Below are 17,482 nucleotides of genomic sequence, written 5' to 3' on the forward strand. Positions count from 1 at the left end.
CGCTCAGTTCTCGGAGGAGTTGCGCGCCTCGTCGAGCCACGACGGCTCTTCGACCGTCGTTCCGTTCACGTCCGAGACGTCCATCGAGAGCGAGACGTTCGCGGTCTGGTCGTCCTGCGCGCTCTCGACGGTCACGTCGAGATCGTGGATGACGCCGCGCTCGTCGACGAGCATGGTGGCGTCGTACCCGCGAATCTCCGCCCCCTCGGGCGCGGAGACGTTGCTCCCGTCGGCCCGGAGTTCGATTAGCGTCGTGCCGTCGACCTCGCGGACGTCGGTCGGGGTGAAGTTCGCCCCGGCGCTCGCGCCGAACTGCTCGACGTACGCCGCGCCCGAGTACGACGAGGGGACCATCCCCATCCCGTCGGAGGTCCGCTCGGAGTCGTCGTAGACCGTCCGGTTGTCGGCGGTCACTCGGGTGTACTGGCGGTCCTCGGTCAGGTACATCGAGGTCCGGCGGTCGCCCATCGAGGCGTTCGCGCGGACGCGGTCGCGGTCGTCGGTCACCGCGGTGTCGATGGCGACCGACTGCTCGCCCGCCGACCCGTTCTGGGTCATCTCGACCGCGAGCGCGAAGCTGCTCTCGTTCAGCGCCTCGGCGTGGCCGTCGGCGAGCGTCGAGAGGTCGGTTCCGTTCTCCGAGACGCCGTCGGGGTAGGTCACGTCGTCTTCGGTCGGTTCGTCGGTACCGCCGGGGAGGGTTCCGGTGCATCCGGCCAGCGCGACCAGACAGCACACCGCTATCAGCAGGAGGGCGTTTCGTCGCATGTACGCCCTCGAATCACGGGAGGGCAAAAGAGGTGTCGGAGTCGACGACGGACCCGCGCGGGGGGGCGGTCGCCCCGGGTCAGTCGGCGCTCTGGGGTGCGGGCGCGACGTGGCCCCGACTCCGGAGGTAGCCCACGACCGCGTAGACGAAGGGCGTATCGGCGACTGCGATGAGGAGCTTGAGGAGGTACTGGCCCACCGCGAGACCGGCGAGCGCGCCGAACGCCTGCGGGTCGCCCCCGAGGAGCGCGGGCATGACCCAGAACCCGACGCCCACGAAGATGGCGGTGTCGAGCAGTTGGCTGGTCGCGGTCGAACCCACGTTCCGGACCCAGAGGTGCGCGCCGTCGGTGTACTCGCGGATGCGGTGGAAGACGAACACGTCCCAGTTCTGGCTCACGAGGTACGCCAACAGGCTGGCGACCACGATATCGGTGCTCGCACCCAGCACAGACTCGAACGTCGCGGGGTCCACGTCGCTGAACGGCGCGGCGGGCGCGGCGATGGTCGACCACACCAGCGCGAGCAGCACGAAGTTCATGGCGAACCCGACGGTGACCATCTTGACCGCCTCGCGGGGGCCGTACAGCTCCGAGTAGCAGTCCGACGCGAAGAAGGTGAGCGCGTACGCCAGCGCCGCGCCGGGCATCGCCAGCGAGTCCCCGACGAGCGGCAACGAGACGGGGAGGGAGAACGCCAGTAGCTTCGAGGCGGTCAGCTGTGCGGTCACCAGCGCGGTGACGAACAGCCCGATGATGGCGATGCGGCCGGTGGGGAAGGCCTCGACCTCCCGGTGGTAGTCGGTCATCTCGGAGTCCCCCGTCAGTCGTCCTCCAGTCGCCCGTGGCGCTCGTCTATCTCGTCCAAAACGTCGAGCATCTTGCGGACCGACGCCCGGATGGCCTCGCTCCGATTCACGAACTTCCCGTCGTCGCCGACGTGCTCGTCGAGGTCGGCCAGAAGCTCGTCGGGCACTTCCACGCTTATCTTGCTCATACTCGGGTATTATCGCCCGGTCTTTTAAAGTATTCGAGCGGCGTGCGGGCTGTCGCCGAGCGCTGGCCGAAACGCGCCGCCAGACGGCGGCGCGTTTCGGCGGTCGGGGTCACGTTCGGGTCCAGTGGATTTCAGTACAAACCAGTATGGTTCAGTACAAACCAGTATGGTTCAGTACAAATCGGTATCTCGGTTCAGAAGTCCGTGTAACGCCGGTTTGGAATCGACGGTCGGGGGAGCCGAGCGGAGCCGCGCTACCGCCGCCCGCCGAGCGTCACGACCCACAGCGTCCCGAGCCCGAACAGGTAGGCCGCAGAGAGCGGGATGGCGATGAGGAACATCGTGTAGAGGCTGTCGGGGGTCAGGAGCCCTGCGGCCGCGAAGATGGCGATGGTGACCTCCCGCCACTTGTTCTTCATCGTCTCGAACGAGAGGATGTCGCCCCAGTGGAACAGCCACATCGTGAGCGGCACGTCGGCGAGCAGGCCGATGCCCGCGGTGGTGAAGAACACGAGCCAGAAGAAGTTGCTGACCCGGTAGGAGATTATCATCTCGGCGCGAACGGCGTCGGCGACCAGCCACGAGATGACGCTGGGCGCGACGAACGCGTAGCCGAGCGCGCTCCCGCCGAGCAGGCCGAGCGCGATGGTGCCGCCCCAGACGCCGAACACCCGGCGGTCGCCCGCGGCGAGTCCGCGCTCCTTCATCGCGGGCCAGGCCCAGTAGAGCAGGACCGGCAGGACCGCGACCCCAGCGAGCAGGGTCGATATCTTGACCTCGAAGATGAGCGCCTCGACGGGGTGCAACACCACGATGTCGAGAATCTCCTCGCCCGACCCGGGTTCGGGCCGGACCTCGGCGGGAAGCCGCCGGAGGAAGTCCTCGCGGATGTCGCCGATGCCGCCCATGTAGAGGAACGTGAACACCGAGGCGAGCACGGCCATGAAGATGCCGACCAGCCAGAACATCTTCGAGGTGAGGCTGTCGAGGATGAACCGGATGTCGTAGTACCACCCGCCGATGTCCTCCTCGGTGGTCTCCTCGTCGGTGAAGGCGTCGGCCATGCCCGCGGCGGTGCTCTGGACCGGGTTGTCCGACCGCTCGGGTTCGCGGGGGAAGGTCGCCTCCTCGGTGTCGGCGTCGTCTTCACCCTCGTCGGCTTCGGCCGCCTCGGCGTCCTCGTCCTCGTCGGGATTGAACTCGTCCCAGCGGTCGAGGATGACCTGAGCCTTCTCGCCGTCGTCGTCGTCCATCGCCTGCCGGGCGTGGTCGACGGCCTCGGCCTCGGACATCTCCTCGAAGACCTGCGGCGGGGCCGCCCGGACGCCGCCCGCGTCGAGGCCGTCGAGGTCGATGTCCCCGGGCGACCGACCGCGTCCGGGTTCGGGACCCGTTCCGATCTCGTTGAGCGCGCGGAGGACGTAGTAGGCCACCGCCACCACGAGGGTCAGGACCGCGGCTCCCGCGGCGACCGCGAGGACCGACTGCCCCCGCGGAAGCCCGACCACCGACTCGACCGGCGGAAGCCGGTACGCGGCCGGGAGGCTACCGTTGACGGCCTCGCGCGCCCCGCCGGTCAGGACCATCCGGACGGCGAGGAACGCGAGGACGGGCGCGCCCGCGATTCGAATCCAGTCGTCCCTGAGGACTCCGGCGACGCTCACCCGCTCGCCCGCACGCTTGAGCGTCACCACGACCTTCGTGAGATAGAGGCTGAACGCGTAGAGGAGGATGAGCGGCGTCGCCCACATCAGCTGGGTGAACGGGTCGGGCGGCGACGCGAGCGCGCCGAACACGAAGATGCCCATGATGGCGTAGCGCCACTTGTCGCGGAACGTCTCGTAGGGCACGATACCCGTGTACCCGAGGCCGCTCATCGCGAGCGGGAGCTCCGCGGCGAGGCCGAACGACAGCGAGAGAAAGAGGATGAACTCGGTCCACTTGACGATGGAGTAGTTGGTCTGGAACCCGGCGGTCAGCGCGTTGTCGGCGAGGAACTGGAACATCAGCGGGAAGAAGACCGCGTAGCCGTAGATGACGCCGCCGACGAACAGCCCGAGCGCCAGCGCGACGAGGACCGCTATCTTCCAGCGAGCGATGGGGGCGTCGGGATACCAGTGCTTGTTCCGGAACTCGTGGCGAGCGTAGTAGAGCAGAACCGGAAGCGCGACGAGGACGCCCGCGACGACGCCGATCTTGGCCTGTAACAGGATGACGTCGAACGGCGTGACCGCGACGATGGTGATGCTCTCGGCGATGTCGGGCGACATCTGGGCCGTGGTGACGTCCTTGAGGTACGGCCACCCGACCCCCCGGAGCGCGTAGAAACAGCCCAAGAATCCAATCAAGAAGACTATGAAGACCTTGCGGAGGTGGTCCTGCGCCGTCGAGAGCATCGCGCCGATGGTTTCGCGACCGCTGTTGACGGCGCGGGCAGTGTCCTCGTCGACGATGCTACTTCCAGTTCCGGACATTCCTTGCGAGTGGTAGCTGTGTCTCGGTTATCAATCTTCTCGTCCCTCCAAGAGAAGAAAGCCTATAATGGCGGCGGCGCTTAGCACGACTGAATGGCTGACGAAACGGAGGCGACGGCGGGAGCGGGGAATCTCTCGCCCGCGACCGACGACGCCGCGGTCGACCAGCCCCCGGAACCGGTGAGCGACCGCGAGCGCGAGGTCCCCGAAGAGCCGCTCGAAGACGAGGAGATGCCGCTGACCGAGCACATCGAGGAGATGATAAAGCGGCTCGCGGTCGTCATCGCCGTCGCGGGGGTCGTCACCGCCATCGCGCTTCCGGTCACCGAGGAGGTCATCAACCACCTCTGGTACAACGTCATCCCCATCGACCAGGTCGGCGAGGACGGCCGCCCGCGCATCTACCACCCGCTCGCGCTGGTGCTGACCAAGCTGAAGGTCGCGAGCCTCGCGGGCGTCATCATCGCGCTCCCCGTCTTCGTCTACGAGACGTACCTGTTCATGCGCCCCGGGCTCTACCCCCACGAGCGCCGGTACTACCTCGCGGCGGTACCGACCAGCCTCGTGCTGGCGTTCGTGGGCGTGAGCTTCGCGTACTTCCTCGTCCTTCCCGCCATCTTCACCTACTTCGTCTACTACACGCAGGACGTGGCCATCACGGCGTTCGGGCTGACGAAGACGTTCAACCTCATCCTGATGCTGATGGGGTACCTCGCGGTCGTGTTCCAGATTCCGCTGTTCATAATGCTCGCCATCATGATGGGCCTGACCACCCGCCAGTGGCTCGCCGACCGCCGACTCCTGTTCTGGGGCGGGTTCCTCGGCATCTCGTTCCTGTTCACCCCCGACCCGACCGGGATGGCACCCATCCTCGTCACCGTGACGATGATACTCCTGTTCGAGGGCACCCTCCTCCTGCTGAAGTGGACGGGCAACTGACCCGAACGCCGCCCGTTCCTCTCTCGTCCCCCTCGGCACGCACACCGACGGACCGTTCCGTCGAGCAACGGCGAATTTCTCGCGGCGTAATCGGTGGATAACTAAGGGGGAGGAGCACCTACGACGTGATAGCGTTCGCGCCTGCCACTTAGCTCGCGTGCCAGCAGCTACGAACCGCAGTTCGCGTGCCAGCAAACTGCCACCCTGGGTGCGAACGCCCGTGCCACTTTCTACGAGCGAGCGACCGTCTCGCGAGCGGAGCGAGCGAGACCCCGAAAGTCGCTACTCCGCGGTCGGGTAGTCGGTCGCGAAAACGTCCTCCACGAGCGGTTCGTCCGTCTCGTCGGCGTTCGCCTCCTCGCCCTCGGGGCTGACGCTTCCCGTCCGATACCCGTCGAGGTCGAGCGTGACGTGGTCGAACCCGAGGTCGGTCAGGCGGTCGCGGGCCGCCGCCGCGAAGTCGGGGTTCAGGGCGGCCTCCAGTTCGTCGGCCCCGACCTCGATGCGGGCGAGACCGTCGTGGTCCCGGACGCGGAACTGCGAGAACCCCCACTCCCGGAGGAGCGCCTCGGCGCGCTCGACGCGAGTGAGTTTCTGCTCGGTGACTTCGAGTCCGGTGGGAATCCGCGAGGAGAGACACGCCATCGAGGGCTTGTCGGCGACCGAGAGGTCGTAGCCGTCGGCGAGTTCGCGGACCTCCGACTTCGAGATGTCGTGAGCCAGCAGGGGCGAGTAGGCGTCGAGTTCGTCCACCGCCCGGAGCCCCGGCCGGTGGCCGCAGTCGGCGTCGCTGGCGTTCGTACCGTCGCAGACGACCGAGTAGCCCAGTCGCTCGGCGGTCTCGAACATCTTCCCCAGCCGCATGGTCCGACAGTGGTAACACCGGTCGCCGTCGTTGGCGACGAACTTCGGGTCGTCGAGTTCGGAGAACTCGACGACCTCGTGGCGGATGCCGATCTCGTCGGCGACCCGCCTCGCGTCGTCCAGTTCCGCCGCCGGGAGCGTCTCGCTCTTGGCGGTACACGCCACCGCGTCGTCGCCCAGCGCGTCGCGGGCCAGCGCCGCGACGACGCTCGAATCCACCCCGCCCGAGAACGCGACGACGACGCCGTCGCGCTCGGCGAGGTCCTCGCGGACCGCCTGCGCTTTCTCCTCGACTGTGGCCATGTCCGGGTGCTTGGGGCTTCCGGGAGAAAAGCGCGTTGACCTGCGCGGCGGGAAACGGCTACTCGGACTCGGGGATATGGTCGAGCAGGTCCCACTCGAACTGCGCGAGATCCTCGGCCGCAGGGTTGTCGCGGTTTATCTGGTACATCTGGCTGTTGCCGACCGTACGGGTCTCCTCGACCAGACCGTAGGCCACGAGGTCGTCGATGTGTTCGTAGAAGGTACTGCGGTCGATGCCCGCGAGCCGGGAGATGTCGGTGGGATTGAGATCGCGGTTGTTCTCGCCGAGTAGCACCGTTAGAATCTTCACCTTCGCGTGCGGCACGAGGACGTCGGTCAAGACGGTATCCTCCGCGGCGGCCTCATTGGTTCCATCTTTCGCTTTCGGGGCGCTCATCCTGTCGGATAGATTCACCCCGATGACTTAAAGACTGTGGTTAATATACTATTGTTAGTTGGTTTGTAATACGCGATACTGTTGTTTTATTCCGATAGATATAAACGGCGAGTTTGAGTCAATTGTACCTACGCAGATGAGCGACGAGGAGACGGAATTACGGATTAAAATTGTCAGGAAACTCGCGCGTAAGCGGGTGGTCGGAAGTCACAAGAAGCAGGTGGATACCGTCAAAAACTGGGTTACCTCCGACGAACAAGGGCGAGCGGAGGAACAAATCCGCGAGATGATTCGAGATTCGGAAGCGCCGCTCGAAGGCTACGGCGGTAGCCGAGACAACGTCAGACTGACGAGTATCGAGGACGCGAAAGCGTACATCGAGGACCGTGGCGGCGAACTTCCGTGGGGTCTCCGCGACTGACTCCCGCCCGCGACATCGCACTCAGAGCACGTACCACTCCGCGAATATTTTTAAGCGCGGGATGGGTACTACGGCGCGAATGGAGTTGGAGGCGATACCCGGCGTCGGGTCGAAGACGGCCGACGCGCTCTCGCAACTGGACGACCCCGAATCCGCGCTGGCGGCGGGCGACGTGGCGGAGCTCGCCAGCGCGCCCGGCATCACCGAGGGGCGAGCCGCGAGCATCGCGCGGGCGGCGGTCCGCGAGCGCCACGACGACCCCGGCGGCTTCCTCGCGACCGACCGCGCCGACGAACTCTACCGCGACGTGCTCGGCCTGCTGAAGGACCGGACCGTCACGAGCTACGGCGAGAAGCGCCTCGAAACTCTCTATCCCAGCGGGGCGGCCTCCCGCATCGAGGAGGTTCGGGAGTTCACCGAGCGCGCGCTTGCGCGCGACCCCGACGAGGCGGTGCTCGACGCCCTCGCCGACGTCGAACCCCTCGCCGAGCCCCGGAACGTGACGGTCCGCGACAGGTGTCTGGCGACCGCCGACGCCGAGCGCTACACCGAGGCCCAGCAGGCGATTCCCGAGATGAGCGTCGAGGTGGTAGAGGACGCCCGGGACCTCGCCGACCTCGCCCGCGGGTACTCGACCGTGGTCGCGCTCGACGAGGAGTTCGCGGGCGTGAGCGTCGACGGCGACGTTCGCGTCGAACCCGACGCGCTGGAGCGTCCGGCCGAAATCGTGCCCGAGCGACCCCTCGCCTTCTTCGCGGCGAATCGCGACAGTCTGCGGGCCGCCGCGCGGGTCCACCGCCGGGCGGGCATCGACCCGCCGCTCGACCTCGACGCGCTCGAATCCGCGCTGGAGCGCGTGGATTCGGACGGCACCGTGGTCGGCGACGACGAACTCGACCGACTGGCCCGCGCCATCGACGACCTCGACGCCGCGGTCTCGACCGCCGAGAGCGTCGCCAACGACCACCTCCGGGACGCCATCGAGGAGCGCGACGTGACCGTCGAGGGGTCGGACCTGCTGTCGCTGGTCGAGCAGGGCGCGGGGGTCGATTCCCTGCTCTCCCGGGAGCTGAGCGACGAGTACGCCGCCGCCGTCGCCGCCGCGCGCGAGGAGCTCGTCGAGTCGCTCGACCTCGACGCGGGCGAGGCCGAGGTCGCGCGCCGGGCGTTCCCCGAAGAGCCGACCTTCCCGGTCGAGCGCGAGGAGGAGGCCGTCTCGCGGCTCCGCGAGGACCTCGTCGCCGCCAAGGACCGACGGGCCGCCCGCCGGAAGCGCGAACTCGCCGCCGACCTCGCCGAGAGCCGCGGGGCCGCCGAAAAGCTGGTCCGGACCGCGCTCGAACTCGACGTGGAGCTGGCCATCGCGCGGTTCGCCGAGGACTTCGACTGCGCGATACCGGAGTTCGCGGGCGAGGAGTCGGCGGCGTCCGGATTCGAGATACGGGGCGGGCGCTCGCCCCTGCTCGACGTCGACTTCGCCGACGTGGAGCCGGTCGACTACGGCGTCTCGGACGTGGCACTGCTCTCGGGGGTCAACAGCGGCGGGAAGACCTCGACCCTCGACCTCGTTGCGGTGGTGGTGATTCTGGCCCACATGGGCCTGCCCGTCCCCGCCGAGGAGGCCCGACTGGAGCGGTTCGGCGAACTCCACTACCACGCCAAGACGCAGGGCACCCTCGACGCGGGCGCGTTCGAGTCCACCCTCCGGGAGTTCGCGGAGCTGACGGGAGGCGGGGGCGACAGACTCGTGCTGGTCGACGAACTGGAGAGCATCACCGAACCCGGCGCGAGCGCCAAGATAATCGCGGGCATCCTCGAAGAGCTACGCGGCAAGGACGTGACCGGCGTGTTCGTCTCCCACCTCGCGGCCGAGATTCGGGAGATGGCCGACTACGACGTGCCCGTCGACGGCATCGAGGCGAAGGGACTGGAGGACGGGGAGTTAGTCGTGAATCGGTCGCCCGTCAAGGACCACCTCGCGCGCTCGACGCCGGAGTTGATCGTCGAGAAGCTGGCTGGAGATTCGGACGGGGAGTTCTACGACCGACTGCTGGAGAAATTCTAGCGGCGCGTCGGAGTGGCCGGAATTCCCGGTATTTTCGGGACGATTGGAGCGAACACGGAGCTAGCTACCGCCGGTACCACGGAGTACCGCATCCGCACCGCACGGCACCGCTACCGCAGACCTCGACCCTCCCCAGCCTCTTGCGTTGCTCAGTCGCTTCGCTCCCTGCGCTACCCGTCCACCGTCAGAGCTTCGCTCTGACGAGCCCTCGTTCGCTCCGCTCACGAGGACCTCGCGCGTGCTGGCGCGGCGCGAGAGCTCTCGCGCCGCGCCAGCACGCGCCGAGGGGTCGGACGGGGCCCTCAACAGTCGGAGGTGGAACGCCTCGTCACCGGAGAGGTCGGGCATCTGGTAGTCGGAACGTCGAAGCCGAACCGAACCGACCGAGAGACCCCGAATCGCCGGTTCGAACGCCTCTCCCCCCTAATATTTTCGCCTGCCGAAAGGTTAAGTAGCTGGGACAGCGAGGTGAAAGTGATGGCAGACGACCCCGAGGAGGGTATGCTCTCGTGGGACGAGTCCGTGTTCCGCGACGAACACGTCTTCGAGATTGACTACGTCCCCGAGACGTTCGCCCACCGGGAGAGCCAGATGCAGAACCTCAAGTACGCGCTCCGCCCGGCCGCCCGGGGGTCGCGGCCGCTGAACGTCATCTCGCGCGGCCCGCCCGGCACCGGCAAGACCACCGCGGTCCAGAAGCTGTTCGGCGAGCTGTCGGCCCAGACCGACGTGCGGACGGTCCGAGTCAACTGTCAGGTCGACTCGACGCGCTACTCGGTGTTTTCGCGGGTGTTCGAGGGCATCTTCGAGTACGAACCCCCCTCCTCGGGCATCTCGTTCAAGAAGCTGTTCCGCCAGATAACCGAGAAGCTGGTCGATGACGACGAGGTGCTGGTGGTCGCGCTCGACGACGTGAACTACCTCTTCTACGAGGGCGAGGCCTCCGACACCCTCTACTCGCTTCTGCGGGCCCACGAGGCCCACAGCGGCGCGAAGATCGGCGTCATCGTGGTCTCCTCGGACCTCAACCTCGACGTCATCGAGGAGCTCGACGGCCGAGTCCAGAGCGTGTTCCGGCCGGAGGAGGTGTACTTCCCGGTGTACGACCCCGAGGAGATCGTCGACATCCTCGGCGAGCGCGTCGACCGGGGGTTCCACGAGGGCGTCGTCTCCGCGGATATCCTCGACAGGGTCGCGGAACTCACCGCCGAGAGCGGCGACCTCCGGGTCGGCATCGACCTGCTCCGGCGCGCGGGCCTGAACGCCGAGATGCGCGCCAGCCGGACCGTGAGCATGGAGGACGTCGAGCAGGCCTACGAGAAGTCGAAGTACGTCCACCTCAGCCACAGCCTCCGGGCGCTCAACGACAGCGAGATAGAACTGCTGGAGGTCATCGCCGAACACGACGGCGAGCGCGCGGGCGAGGTGTACGACGCCTTCCACGACCGGACCGGGCTTGGCTACACCCGCTACTCCGAGATAATCAACAAGCTCGACCAGCTAGACATCATCGACGCGACTTACACCAACGTCGAGGGCAGAGGGCGGTCCCGCCAGCTGTCGTTGCGGTACGAACCCGACGCCGTGCTGAACCGGCTCGAAGGGAAGTAGGGCCAGATTCCGGCGCGTAGCGTTCAGGCGCTCTGGCGTAGCATCTGGACCAGTTCGGCGAGCGTCCCGGAGCTACCGAAGTCCTCGACCACGGATTCGCCGTCCCGGGTGACGCTCTCCATCGTGGCCTCGTATCTCGTGTTTCGCATCGCCTCGACCGTGTTGGCGACCGTGACGCCCGAGTCGGCCATCGTCGTGCCGACGGCGTCGAGGGTCAGCGCGCCCTTGGCGGCCAGCCGTCGCATGCGCTCGAAGGCGGCGCGATGGGGTTCGCCGCCCTCCTCGGGCGGCCGGAAGGTCGTGTTCAGGTTCTCGAAGGTGAGCGTTCCCCCCGACCCCTCGATGGTCCCGCCGTCGGACGTGACCGACAGCCCGTTCGAGAACGGTTCGGCCACCACCTCCTCGGCGGTCACGACGACGCCGCCCCGCTGGAGCGCCACGGTGTCGAACTGGGCCGCTCCGAGTTCGACCTCCTCGCCCGTCGCGAACGCGGCCCAGTTCGCGGGGGTGACGTCCCCGACCGTTCCGGTCGCGGTGACCTCCTCGACCAGCGTCCCCGTGTCGGTGGAGACAGTCCCGATTCGGACACCCATCGGAGTACTCGGGTCCACCTCCGCAGCGGCGAGCCCCGAGAGGAGCGGCGACAGCGACCGCTCGTCGTACGACGCCGCCATCGCGTCCCGGACCGCCGCGAAGGTCTCGGCGCTGACGTTCTCGACCGCGACGACAGCGCCGCTGAGCGCCACTTCGCGGCTTCCGTTCGAGAAGACCCACTCGCGCCCCTCGAACACCGCGGCACCCTCGTCGTAGTAGAACGACGCGCTTCCGATATAGAGACTTACGCCGCCCAACTCCAGCGTCGCGTCCTCTAGCGTGATGGGGTCGGTCTGGGCGGTCGCGTCGGTGTCTGCGCTCGACAGGCCGGGGACGCCAGCGAGCGAAATCGTTGCGGTCGCGAGTAGCATTTCTCGGCGCTTCATGGTTCTCACGACGGATTGTATACTGTTGCTTGGATAAATCGGAGATACCGTTTGAACCGTTCAGGCGTATAATCCGGGCCTGTGACGGCCGTAACGGGGGTTCGAGTTGCGGGGACGACTCGCCCGCACCGAGTCGACGCCCGGCCGCCGCCGGTCGATAAGGTAGAGTTATATCGACCGGTCGGCGGCGTAAGCGCGCTTACGCCGCCGACCGGCGCGGTGCGAAGTCTCAGGGGAGCGGCGCGGCGCGGAGTCTCGGCCGACCGGCGCGAAGTCTCGGCAGGGCGGCGCGGAGTCCCGGGTGACTCGTGAGGGGCGAACCCACGGAGTCACTCGTAGCGCAACGCGTCGATGGGGTCGGTCCGGGCGGCGTTCCACGCCGGGTACAGCCCCGACACCGCGCCGACCGCCATCCCCACGCCCACCGCGATGGCGAACCACTCCAGCGGGAAGACCAGTTCGAGCCCGATGTACTCGGCGGCCGCGTACGCCCCGAGGATGCCGACCGGAGTCCCGACGATGGCCCCGAGCGCGCCCAGCATGACCGCCTCCAGCAGGAACAGCTGGAGCACGTCGCGCTTCTGCGCGCCGACCGCCTTCATGATGCCGATTTCCCGGGTGCGCTCGGTGACCGAGACCAGCATGATGTTGGCGATGCCGATGGAGCCGACGACGAGCGAGATGACCGCGATCCCGGTCACGAAGTTGGTGAGAGTGGTCAGCAGCTCTTCGAGTCGGTCGACGAGGTCCTGGTCGGTCTCGACCGAGAACGCGTAGTCGCCGGGCGCGAGCGTCGCGGCGTCCGAGCGGTTGGTGAGGTACGCCCGGGTCGACGCCTGAACGTCCGAGACCGCGCCGAAGTCCTCGGCGACGATGGTCACGGTCGGGTAGACGCGCTGGGACCGGCCGGTCTCGGGGCTCTCGATGGTGGTGTCGTAGAACGGGTCGGTCGGCACGAACACCAGCGGCTGGGAGTCCAGCCCCTCGAAGGGGCCGCCCGACGTCGAGGCGTTGAGCAGGCCGACGACCGTCGCGTTCACCGACTCCCCGGACGCGAGTCGGACGGTGACCTCGTCGCCGACGGTCGCCTGCGTCTCGAACAGCCTCGCGGCGCGCTCGTTCAGCACGACCTCGCGCTGGCCCGGCTCGAAGCCGCGCCCGGCGACGAACTCGCCGGAGTCGAAGTACTCCGGTGAGGTGGCGATCACCTGACGCTGGGCGACCGTGTCGCCGCCCGACGAGACCGCAGCGGTGGGTACCACCCCCCGCGGGACGACCGCCGAGACGCCCGGTAGGTCTCGGAGTTCGGCGAGGTCGCGCTCGGTGAACACCGGCTGTGCGCCCGCGCCCGGCGCGCCGTCCTCGCCCTCGGGGCCCGCCCAGACGTAGACGTTGGGCGTGCGCTCGCCGCCGACCTGCCCGAGCACGTCGGCCCGGAGGCTGGTCCCGAGCGTGACGAAGGTGATGACCGCCGCGACGCCGATGACGACCCCGAGCGTGGTCAGCGTCGACCGGAGCTTGTGACTCCGGATGGCGCGCCCGCTGAGCCGCAGGCTCTCGAAGAGGTCCATCAGACGGTGTCGGTCTCGACCCGCCGGGGCGATTCGATCTCCTCTACGTCCTCTATCGTGCCGTCGAGGACGTGGATGACGCGCTGGGCGTGTTCGGCGATGTGGCGCTCGTGGGTCACCATCAGGACGGTGTGGCCGTCGTCGTGGAGGCGCTGGAACAGCCCCATGATCTGGCGGCCCGTCTCGCTGTCCAAGTTCCCGGTCGGCTCGTCGGCGAGGATGATGGCGGGGTCGGTCACCAGTGCGCGGGCGATGGCGACCCGCTGGCGCTGGCCGCCCGAGAGTTCGTTCGGGCGGTGGCCGGTCCGGTTGCCGAGTCCGACGTCGTCGAGGCGCTCCTCGGCTATCTCGCGCCGGTCGCTCCGCGAGACGCCCTGGAAGACCAGCGGGAGCGCGACGTTCTCTGCGGCGGTCAGCTTGGGCATGAGGTTGAACGTCTGGAAGACGAAACCGATCTCGTCGCCCCGGACTCGCGTCCGCTCGCGGTCCGAGAGGCCGGTGACCTCCGTGCCGTTGACGAACACCTCGCCGTCGGTCGCGGTGTCGAGACACCCGATGAGATTGAGGAGGGTGGACTTGCCCGACCCGCTCGGCCCCATCACGGCGGTGTACGACCCTCGGGGAATCGAGAGCGAGACGCCGTCGAGCGCGTGGACGGGCTCGCCCAGAAGGTAGGTCTTGCGCACGTCGCGGAGCGCCACGGCGTCCTCGCGGTCGGTCGACGCGTCGGACTCGGCGTCCGAGTGGCTGGCGGCCATTGTCTCACGCAGTACGCCCGGCACCGCAAAAACGGTGTTGCCCGTTGCGGGCGGAAACGGACCGTTGTCGCCAGTTCGGTCAGGCTTTTCACGCAGGACGACGGAGGCCCGACCATGAAGACGACCGGCGGAAGCGAACGGGCGAAGCGCGCGGCGGGCGAGAGCGCCGCCGACGCGGTCGAGGACGGTGCGGTGGTCGGTCTCGGGACCGGGTCGACCGCGGCCCACGCCATCCGAGCCATCGGGCGGGCGGTCGACAGCGGCCTCGACGTGCGCGGGGTTCCGACCTCCTTCCAGTCGCGAGAGCTCGCCAAGGAGGCCGGGATTCCGCTGGTCGGCCTCGACGAGGTCGACGGGATAGACCTCGCCATCGACGGGGCCGACCAGTTCTCGGGCCCGCACCTCGTGAAGGGCGGCGGCGCTGCCCACGCCCGCGAGAAGATCGTGGACGCGACGGCCGACCGACTGCTCGTGGTCGCCGACCCGAGCAAGGCCGCCAGACAGTTGGACCACCCGGTGCCCATCGAGGTGCTCCCGGACGCGCGGACGACCGTCGCAGACGAGGTCCGCGCGCTGGGCGGCGCGCCCACCCTCCGGTCGGCCGAGCGCAAGGACGGTCCGGTCGTGACCGACAACGGCAACCTCGTCCTCGACTGCGAGTTCGGCGGAATCGACCGACCGGCCGAACTCGCCGACGACCTCTCGGCGCTCCCCGGTGCGGTCGAACACGGACTGTTCGTCGGGATGGCCGACGAGGTCCACGTCGGGAGCGACGACGGCGTCGAAGTCACTCGGTTCTGACCGCGCGGGGAGCACCCGGTCGCCGGTTCGAGCCAAGCCCGCGGCTACGCGGCGTTGCGCTCGATAAAAGGGAAGTCAGTCCCGGTTTACAGGTCGCGGGGCTGGACGGTCTTTCGGTCGTTGGCCTCGGCGCGGCGGGCGGCCTCGTCGAGGAGCTCGTCGACGCGCTCGTCGAGGGCGTCGTAGAAGTCCGACGCCACGTTCTTGTCGTCCAGTGCGTCCTTGACAGCGGCTTTGACGATGAGGTCTGCCATACGACTTGGTCTTTCCGCGCACCCCTAATAAAGCTTCTCAAATTACCGGATGAACCCCGGCAAGTAGCGCGGTTCACCGTCATCTACGTAGGTAGCCAAAACTTATAAATAATAGTGGGTCGTTTGGCTGCGGCTACCCGGGTCGCAGGATACGAGTACGTAGAGCCCACAGCACCCGACATGCGCGAACTACTCGAAGCGGTCGCCGCGGGAGAGGTGAGCGTCGCGGAGGCCGAATCCCGTCTCTCGGGGTACGCGACCGGTGACGCCGGGCGATTCGACGCCGCACGAGAGACCCGACGGGGCGTCCCCGAGGCCATCCTGGGCGACGCCAAGACCCCCGCGGAGGTCGCGTCGCTCGCGACCACCGCGGTCGAGACCACCGGCCGGGCCATCGCGACCCGGACCGACGCCGACCAGCAGACCGCGGTCCGCGAGCGACTCGCCGAGGACCACCCTGACGCCGGGGTGACGGTCCACGGCCGCTCGGGCGCGGTGGTGGCCCACGCCGACGACTTCGAGCCCCCCGACGTGGACGCGACGGTCGGCGTGGTCACCGCGGGGACCAGCGACGCGGTCCCGGCGGGCGAGGCCGCGGTCCTCGCCCGGGAGATGGGCGCGACGGTCGAGCGCGTCGACGACGTCGGCGTGGCCGCGCTGACCCGCATCGTCGACCAGCTCGACCGCCTCCGTGAGGCCGACGTGCTGGTCGTCGCCGCGGGCCGGGAGGGGGCGCTCCCGACGGTGGTCGCGGGGCTGGTGAACGCGCCCGTCATCGGCCTACCGGTCTCGACGGGGTACGGACACGGCGGCGAGGGCGAGGCCGCGCTGTCGGGGATGCTCCAGTCCTGCACCGTGCTGTCGGCGGTCAACGTCGACGCGGGGTTCGTCGCGGGCGCGCAGGCCGGGCTCGTCGCCCGGGCCGTGGGGGACGCGCGAGAAGGGTAGTCCCGAAGTTCTCCCGTCACAGCCCGGATTACCGCCGAGACGGCGGCAGTTTCCGTGCGACTGACCCGGGCATTACCGAAACAAATCTTCTGTCTTCGGAAAATTGGAATCGATTTTGGGAAGCATTTTTGGTTGTGTAGGACAAACTTTTGGACGCTGGCAGTATCCCTGTCAGCTGTCAACATGCCAGAGTGTGACCACTGTGGTGCGCACGTTTCGGAGCGATTCGCGCGGGTGTTCGCCGACGCCGAGGGGCGGATTCGGGCCTGTCCGGCCTGCTCGGCCAACGCCGGAATCGCCGAGGTTGCGCGCCAGCGCTCCAGAGAAGCGAGAGTATAGCCCACCGAACCGGGGCGGGAACCGAAAGGGCGAAACGACCACCACACGAACCCTGTCGCCCGTGACCGACCACTGGGCGTACGTGATCGAGTGCGACGACGGCAGTTTCTACACCGGCTACACGACCGACCTTGAGCGGCGAGTCCGCGAACACGACCGCGGCGAGGGCGCGAAGTACACCCGCGGGCGCACCCCGGTCGAACTCGTCCACGCCGAGCGGTTCGGCTCGAAGTCGGCGGCGATGTCCCGCGAGTACGAGATAAAACAGCTCTCGCGTGTCCAGAAGGAGCGGTTGGTCGCCGACGAGAGCGAGCGAGCGGCCGACGACTGACCGGTCGCTCGGCGACCGGTCAGTCGTCGGCCGCGGTCTCCTCGGCCTCGGCCTCGACACCCCCGGCGGTCACCTCGGGGTCGATGAAGGCGTACTTCGTGGCCTGCTCGCCGAGTTTCCGAACGCGCGCTTCGATGTCCTCGTCGACGACCTCGTCGCCCGCTATCTTGTCGCTGGCGTTCCTGATGCCGACCTGATGGGGGAGCACCCACGCGTGGACCCCGCGGGCGGTCACGCGCATGTGGTCGAGCGTGCTCCCGAACGACCCGCCGCCCGCCGAGACCAGCAGGCCGACCGTGGTGTCCTCGTACTCGTCCCACCCGCAGTAGTCGTGGACGTTGCGGAACGCCGCGGAGTACGACCCGTGGTAGACCGGACTCCCCCAGAGGACCGAATCGGCCTCTCGAATCTCGCGCTTGAGTTCGGTCGCGGCCTCGGGTTCGGGGTCGTCGGGGTCGAACACGGGGAGGTCGTACTCGCGGACGTCGAGGAGTTCGGTCTCGGCCCCGCGTTCCGCCGCGGCGTCGAGCGCGTGGCGGAGGGCGATTCGGGTGTAACTGCCGTCGCGCATGCTCCCCGCGAGCGCGACGACCGTGGGCGTGGGGCTCATCTTGGAGAGTCGTAGGTGACGGGCGAGCAAAACCCTTTCCGGAACCCGATTT

19 protein-coding genes are annotated in these 17,482 nt (G+C 68.0%); 8 read left to right on the plus strand and 11 right to left on the minus strand.

All coding sequences use genetic code 11. From position 1 onward, the window contains the following. Nucleotides 1-3 precede the first annotated feature (3 nt). The 4 genes from NGM10_RS07485 to NGM10_RS07500 form a co-directional block, all read right to left on the minus strand. A complete protein-coding gene (locus NGM10_RS07485; RefSeq protein ID WP_253483559.1) occupies nt 4-768 on the minus strand; it encodes a DUF7537 family lipoprotein in 765 nt (254 codons plus the stop codon). A 79-nt stretch (nt 769-847) separates the two neighbouring features. Then, nucleotides 848-1,576 (minus strand): queuosine precursor transporter, encoded by a 729-nt coding sequence (locus NGM10_RS07490; protein ID WP_253483561.1) that lies wholly within the window; start codon nt 1,574-1,576, stop codon nt 848-850. Nucleotides 1,577-1,590: 14 nt separating this feature from the next. Then, nucleotides 1,591-1,764 (minus strand): ribbon-helix-helix domain-containing protein, encoded by a 174-nt coding sequence (locus NGM10_RS07495; RefSeq protein ID WP_253483564.1) that lies wholly within the window; start codon nt 1,762-1,764, stop codon nt 1,591-1,593. 254 nt (nt 1,765-2,018) lie between these two features. Continuing rightward, nucleotides 2,019-4,238 carry a twin-arginine translocase subunit TatC gene (locus NGM10_RS07500; protein WP_253483567.1) on the minus strand — a complete coding sequence of 740 codons (2,220 nt, stop codon included), beginning with the start codon at nt 4,236-4,238 and terminating at the stop codon, nt 2,019-2,021. A 93-nt stretch (nt 4,239-4,331) separates the two neighbouring features. On the opposite strand from NGM10_RS07500, the gene tatC reads away from it, so the two are divergent. After that, nucleotides 4,332-5,177, plus strand: a complete 846-nt coding sequence (tatC, locus tag NGM10_RS07505; protein WP_303656608.1) for a twin-arginine translocase subunit TatC — start codon at nt 4,332-4,334, stop codon at nt 5,175-5,177. 282 nt (nt 5,178-5,459) lie between these two features. Here tatC and larE read toward each other — a convergent pair whose 3' ends face one another. Continuing rightward, nucleotides 5,460-6,344, minus strand: a complete 885-nt coding sequence (larE, locus tag NGM10_RS07510) for an ATP-dependent sacrificial sulfur transferase LarE (protein ID WP_253483570.1) — start codon at nt 6,342-6,344, stop codon at nt 5,460-5,462. A 58-nt stretch (nt 6,345-6,402) separates the two neighbouring features. After that, on the minus strand, nt 6,403-6,741 hold the full coding sequence (locus NGM10_RS07515; RefSeq protein WP_253483572.1) for a winged helix-turn-helix domain-containing protein: 339 nt from the start codon (nt 6,739-6,741) through the stop codon (nt 6,403-6,405). A gap of 136 nt (nt 6,742-6,877) precedes the next feature. Between NGM10_RS07515 and NGM10_RS07520 the strand changes: the two genes are divergently transcribed. The 3 genes from NGM10_RS07520 to NGM10_RS07530 all read left to right on the plus strand — a co-directional run bounded on the left by NGM10_RS07520 (nt 6,878) and on the right by NGM10_RS07530 (nt 10,838). After that, nucleotides 6,878-7,162 (plus strand): hypothetical protein, encoded by a 285-nt coding sequence (locus NGM10_RS07520; protein ID WP_253483575.1) that lies wholly within the window; start codon nt 6,878-6,880, stop codon nt 7,160-7,162. 79 nt (nt 7,163-7,241) lie between these two features. Further along, a complete protein-coding gene (locus tag NGM10_RS07525) occupies nt 7,242-9,227 on the plus strand; it encodes a MutS-related protein (protein WP_253483577.1) in 1,986 nt (661 codons plus the stop codon). 477 nt (nt 9,228-9,704) lie between these two features. Next, nucleotides 9,705-10,838: an ORC1-type DNA replication protein gene (locus NGM10_RS07530; RefSeq protein ID WP_253483579.1), complete on the plus strand. Its 1,134-nt coding sequence runs from the start codon at nt 9,705-9,707 to the stop codon at nt 10,836-10,838. Nucleotides 10,839-10,861: 23 nt separating this feature from the next. Here NGM10_RS07530 and NGM10_RS07535 read toward each other — a convergent pair whose 3' ends face one another. The 3 genes from NGM10_RS07535 to NGM10_RS07545 form a co-directional block, all read right to left on the minus strand. Next, nucleotides 10,862-11,818 carry a hypothetical protein gene (locus NGM10_RS07535; protein WP_253483582.1) on the minus strand — a complete coding sequence of 319 codons (957 nt, stop codon included), beginning with the start codon at nt 11,816-11,818 and terminating at the stop codon, nt 10,862-10,864. 329 nt (nt 11,819-12,147) lie between these two features. Further along, nucleotides 12,148-13,389, minus strand: coding sequence for an ABC transporter permease (locus tag NGM10_RS07540; RefSeq protein WP_253483584.1), 1,242 nt, complete (start codon nt 13,387-13,389; stop codon nt 12,148-12,150). Then, nucleotides 13,389-14,147 (minus strand): ABC transporter ATP-binding protein, encoded by a 759-nt coding sequence (locus NGM10_RS07545; protein ID WP_253483587.1) that lies wholly within the window; start codon nt 14,145-14,147, stop codon nt 13,389-13,391. Before NGM10_RS07545 ends, NGM10_RS07540 begins: the two co-directional genes overlap by 1 nt. A gap of 114 nt (nt 14,148-14,261) precedes the next feature. Here NGM10_RS07545 and rpiA point away from each other — a divergent pair, with 114 nt between their 5' ends. Then, complete coding sequence (gene rpiA, locus NGM10_RS07550; RefSeq protein ID WP_253483590.1) at nt 14,262-14,948, plus strand: ribose-5-phosphate isomerase RpiA; 687 nt, start codon at nt 14,262-14,264, stop codon at nt 14,946-14,948. A gap of 86 nt (nt 14,949-15,034) precedes the next feature. On the opposite strand, the gene NGM10_RS07555 is transcribed toward rpiA, so the two are convergent. Beyond that, entirely contained in the window at nt 15,035-15,202 is a 168-nt protein-coding gene (locus NGM10_RS07555) for a DUF1931 family protein (RefSeq protein ID WP_135823380.1), read from the minus strand. 180 nt (nt 15,203-15,382) lie between these two features. Between NGM10_RS07555 and larB the strand changes: the two genes are divergently transcribed. The 3 genes from larB to NGM10_RS07570 all read left to right on the plus strand — a co-directional run bounded on the left by larB (nt 15,383) and on the right by NGM10_RS07570 (nt 16,820). Next, nucleotides 15,383-16,150 (plus strand): nickel pincer cofactor biosynthesis protein LarB, encoded by a 768-nt coding sequence (larB, locus tag NGM10_RS07560; protein WP_253483592.1) that lies wholly within the window; start codon nt 15,383-15,385, stop codon nt 16,148-16,150. A 183-nt stretch (nt 16,151-16,333) separates the two neighbouring features. Then, a complete protein-coding gene (locus NGM10_RS07565) occupies nt 16,334-16,489 on the plus strand; it encodes a DUF7563 family protein (protein WP_253483595.1) in 156 nt (51 codons plus the stop codon). 61 nt (nt 16,490-16,550) lie between these two features. Next, nucleotides 16,551-16,820: a GIY-YIG nuclease family protein gene (locus NGM10_RS07570; RefSeq protein WP_253483597.1), complete on the plus strand. Its 270-nt coding sequence runs from the start codon at nt 16,551-16,553 to the stop codon at nt 16,818-16,820. Nucleotides 16,821-16,839: 19 nt separating this feature from the next. Here NGM10_RS07570 and NGM10_RS07575 read toward each other — a convergent pair whose 3' ends face one another. Beyond that, entirely contained in the window at nt 16,840-17,430 is a 591-nt protein-coding gene (locus tag NGM10_RS07575; protein ID WP_253483600.1) for an NADPH-dependent FMN reductase, read from the minus strand. Nucleotides 17,431-17,482: the final 52 nt, after the last annotated feature.

This window comes from Halorussus salilacus (genome assembly GCF_024138125.1).
GTDB lineage: Archaea > Halobacteriota > Halobacteria > Halobacteriales > Haladaptataceae > Halorussus > Halorussus salilacus.

Coding starts and splice junctions, on each gene's coding strand:
- NGM10_RS07485 (WP_253483559.1), bottom strand. CDS start 768: ATGCGACGAAACGCCCTCCTGCTGATAGCGGTGTGCTGTCTGGTCGCG.
- NGM10_RS07490 (WP_253483561.1), bottom strand. CDS start 1,576: ATGACCGACTACCACCGGGAGGTCGAGGCCTTCCCCACCGGCCGCATC.
- NGM10_RS07495 (WP_253483564.1), bottom strand. CDS start 1,764: ATGAGCAAGATAAGCGTGGAAGTGCCCGACGAGCTTCTGGCCGACCTC.
- NGM10_RS07500 (WP_253483567.1), bottom strand. CDS start 4,238: ATGTCCGGAACTGGAAGTAGCATCGTCGACGAGGACACTGCCCGCGCC.
- tatC (WP_303656608.1), top strand. CDS start 4,332: ATGGCTGACGAAACGGAGGCGACGGCGGGAGCGGGGAATCTCTCGCCC.
- larE (WP_253483570.1), bottom strand. CDS start 6,344: ATGGCCACAGTCGAGGAGAAAGCGCAGGCGGTCCGCGAGGACCTCGCC.
- NGM10_RS07515 (WP_253483572.1), bottom strand. CDS start 6,741: ATGAGCGCCCCGAAAGCGAAAGATGGAACCAATGAGGCCGCCGCGGAG.
- NGM10_RS07520 (WP_253483575.1), top strand. CDS start 6,878: ATGAGCGACGAGGAGACGGAATTACGGATTAAAATTGTCAGGAAACTC.
- NGM10_RS07525 (WP_253483577.1), top strand. CDS start 7,242: ATGGAGTTGGAGGCGATACCCGGCGTCGGGTCGAAGACGGCCGACGCG.
- NGM10_RS07530 (WP_253483579.1), top strand. CDS start 9,705: ATGGCAGACGACCCCGAGGAGGGTATGCTCTCGTGGGACGAGTCCGTG.
- NGM10_RS07535 (WP_253483582.1), bottom strand. CDS start 11,818: ATGAAGCGCCGAGAAATGCTACTCGCGACCGCAACGATTTCGCTCGCT.
- NGM10_RS07540 (WP_253483584.1), bottom strand. CDS start 13,389: ATGGACCTCTTCGAGAGCCTGCGGCTCAGCGGGCGCGCCATCCGGAGT.
- NGM10_RS07545 (WP_253483587.1), bottom strand. CDS start 14,147: ATGGCCGCCAGCCACTCGGACGCCGAGTCCGACGCGTCGACCGACCGC.
- rpiA (WP_253483590.1), top strand. CDS start 14,262: ATGAAGACGACCGGCGGAAGCGAACGGGCGAAGCGCGCGGCGGGCGAG.
- NGM10_RS07555 (WP_135823380.1), bottom strand. CDS start 15,202: ATGGCAGACCTCATCGTCAAAGCCGCTGTCAAGGACGCACTGGACGAC.
- larB (WP_253483592.1), top strand. CDS start 15,383: ATGCGCGAACTACTCGAAGCGGTCGCCGCGGGAGAGGTGAGCGTCGCG.
- NGM10_RS07565 (WP_253483595.1), top strand. CDS start 16,334: ATGCCAGAGTGTGACCACTGTGGTGCGCACGTTTCGGAGCGATTCGCG.
- NGM10_RS07575 (WP_253483600.1), bottom strand. CDS start 17,430: ATGAGCCCCACGCCCACGGTCGTCGCGCTCGCGGGGAGCATGCGCGAC.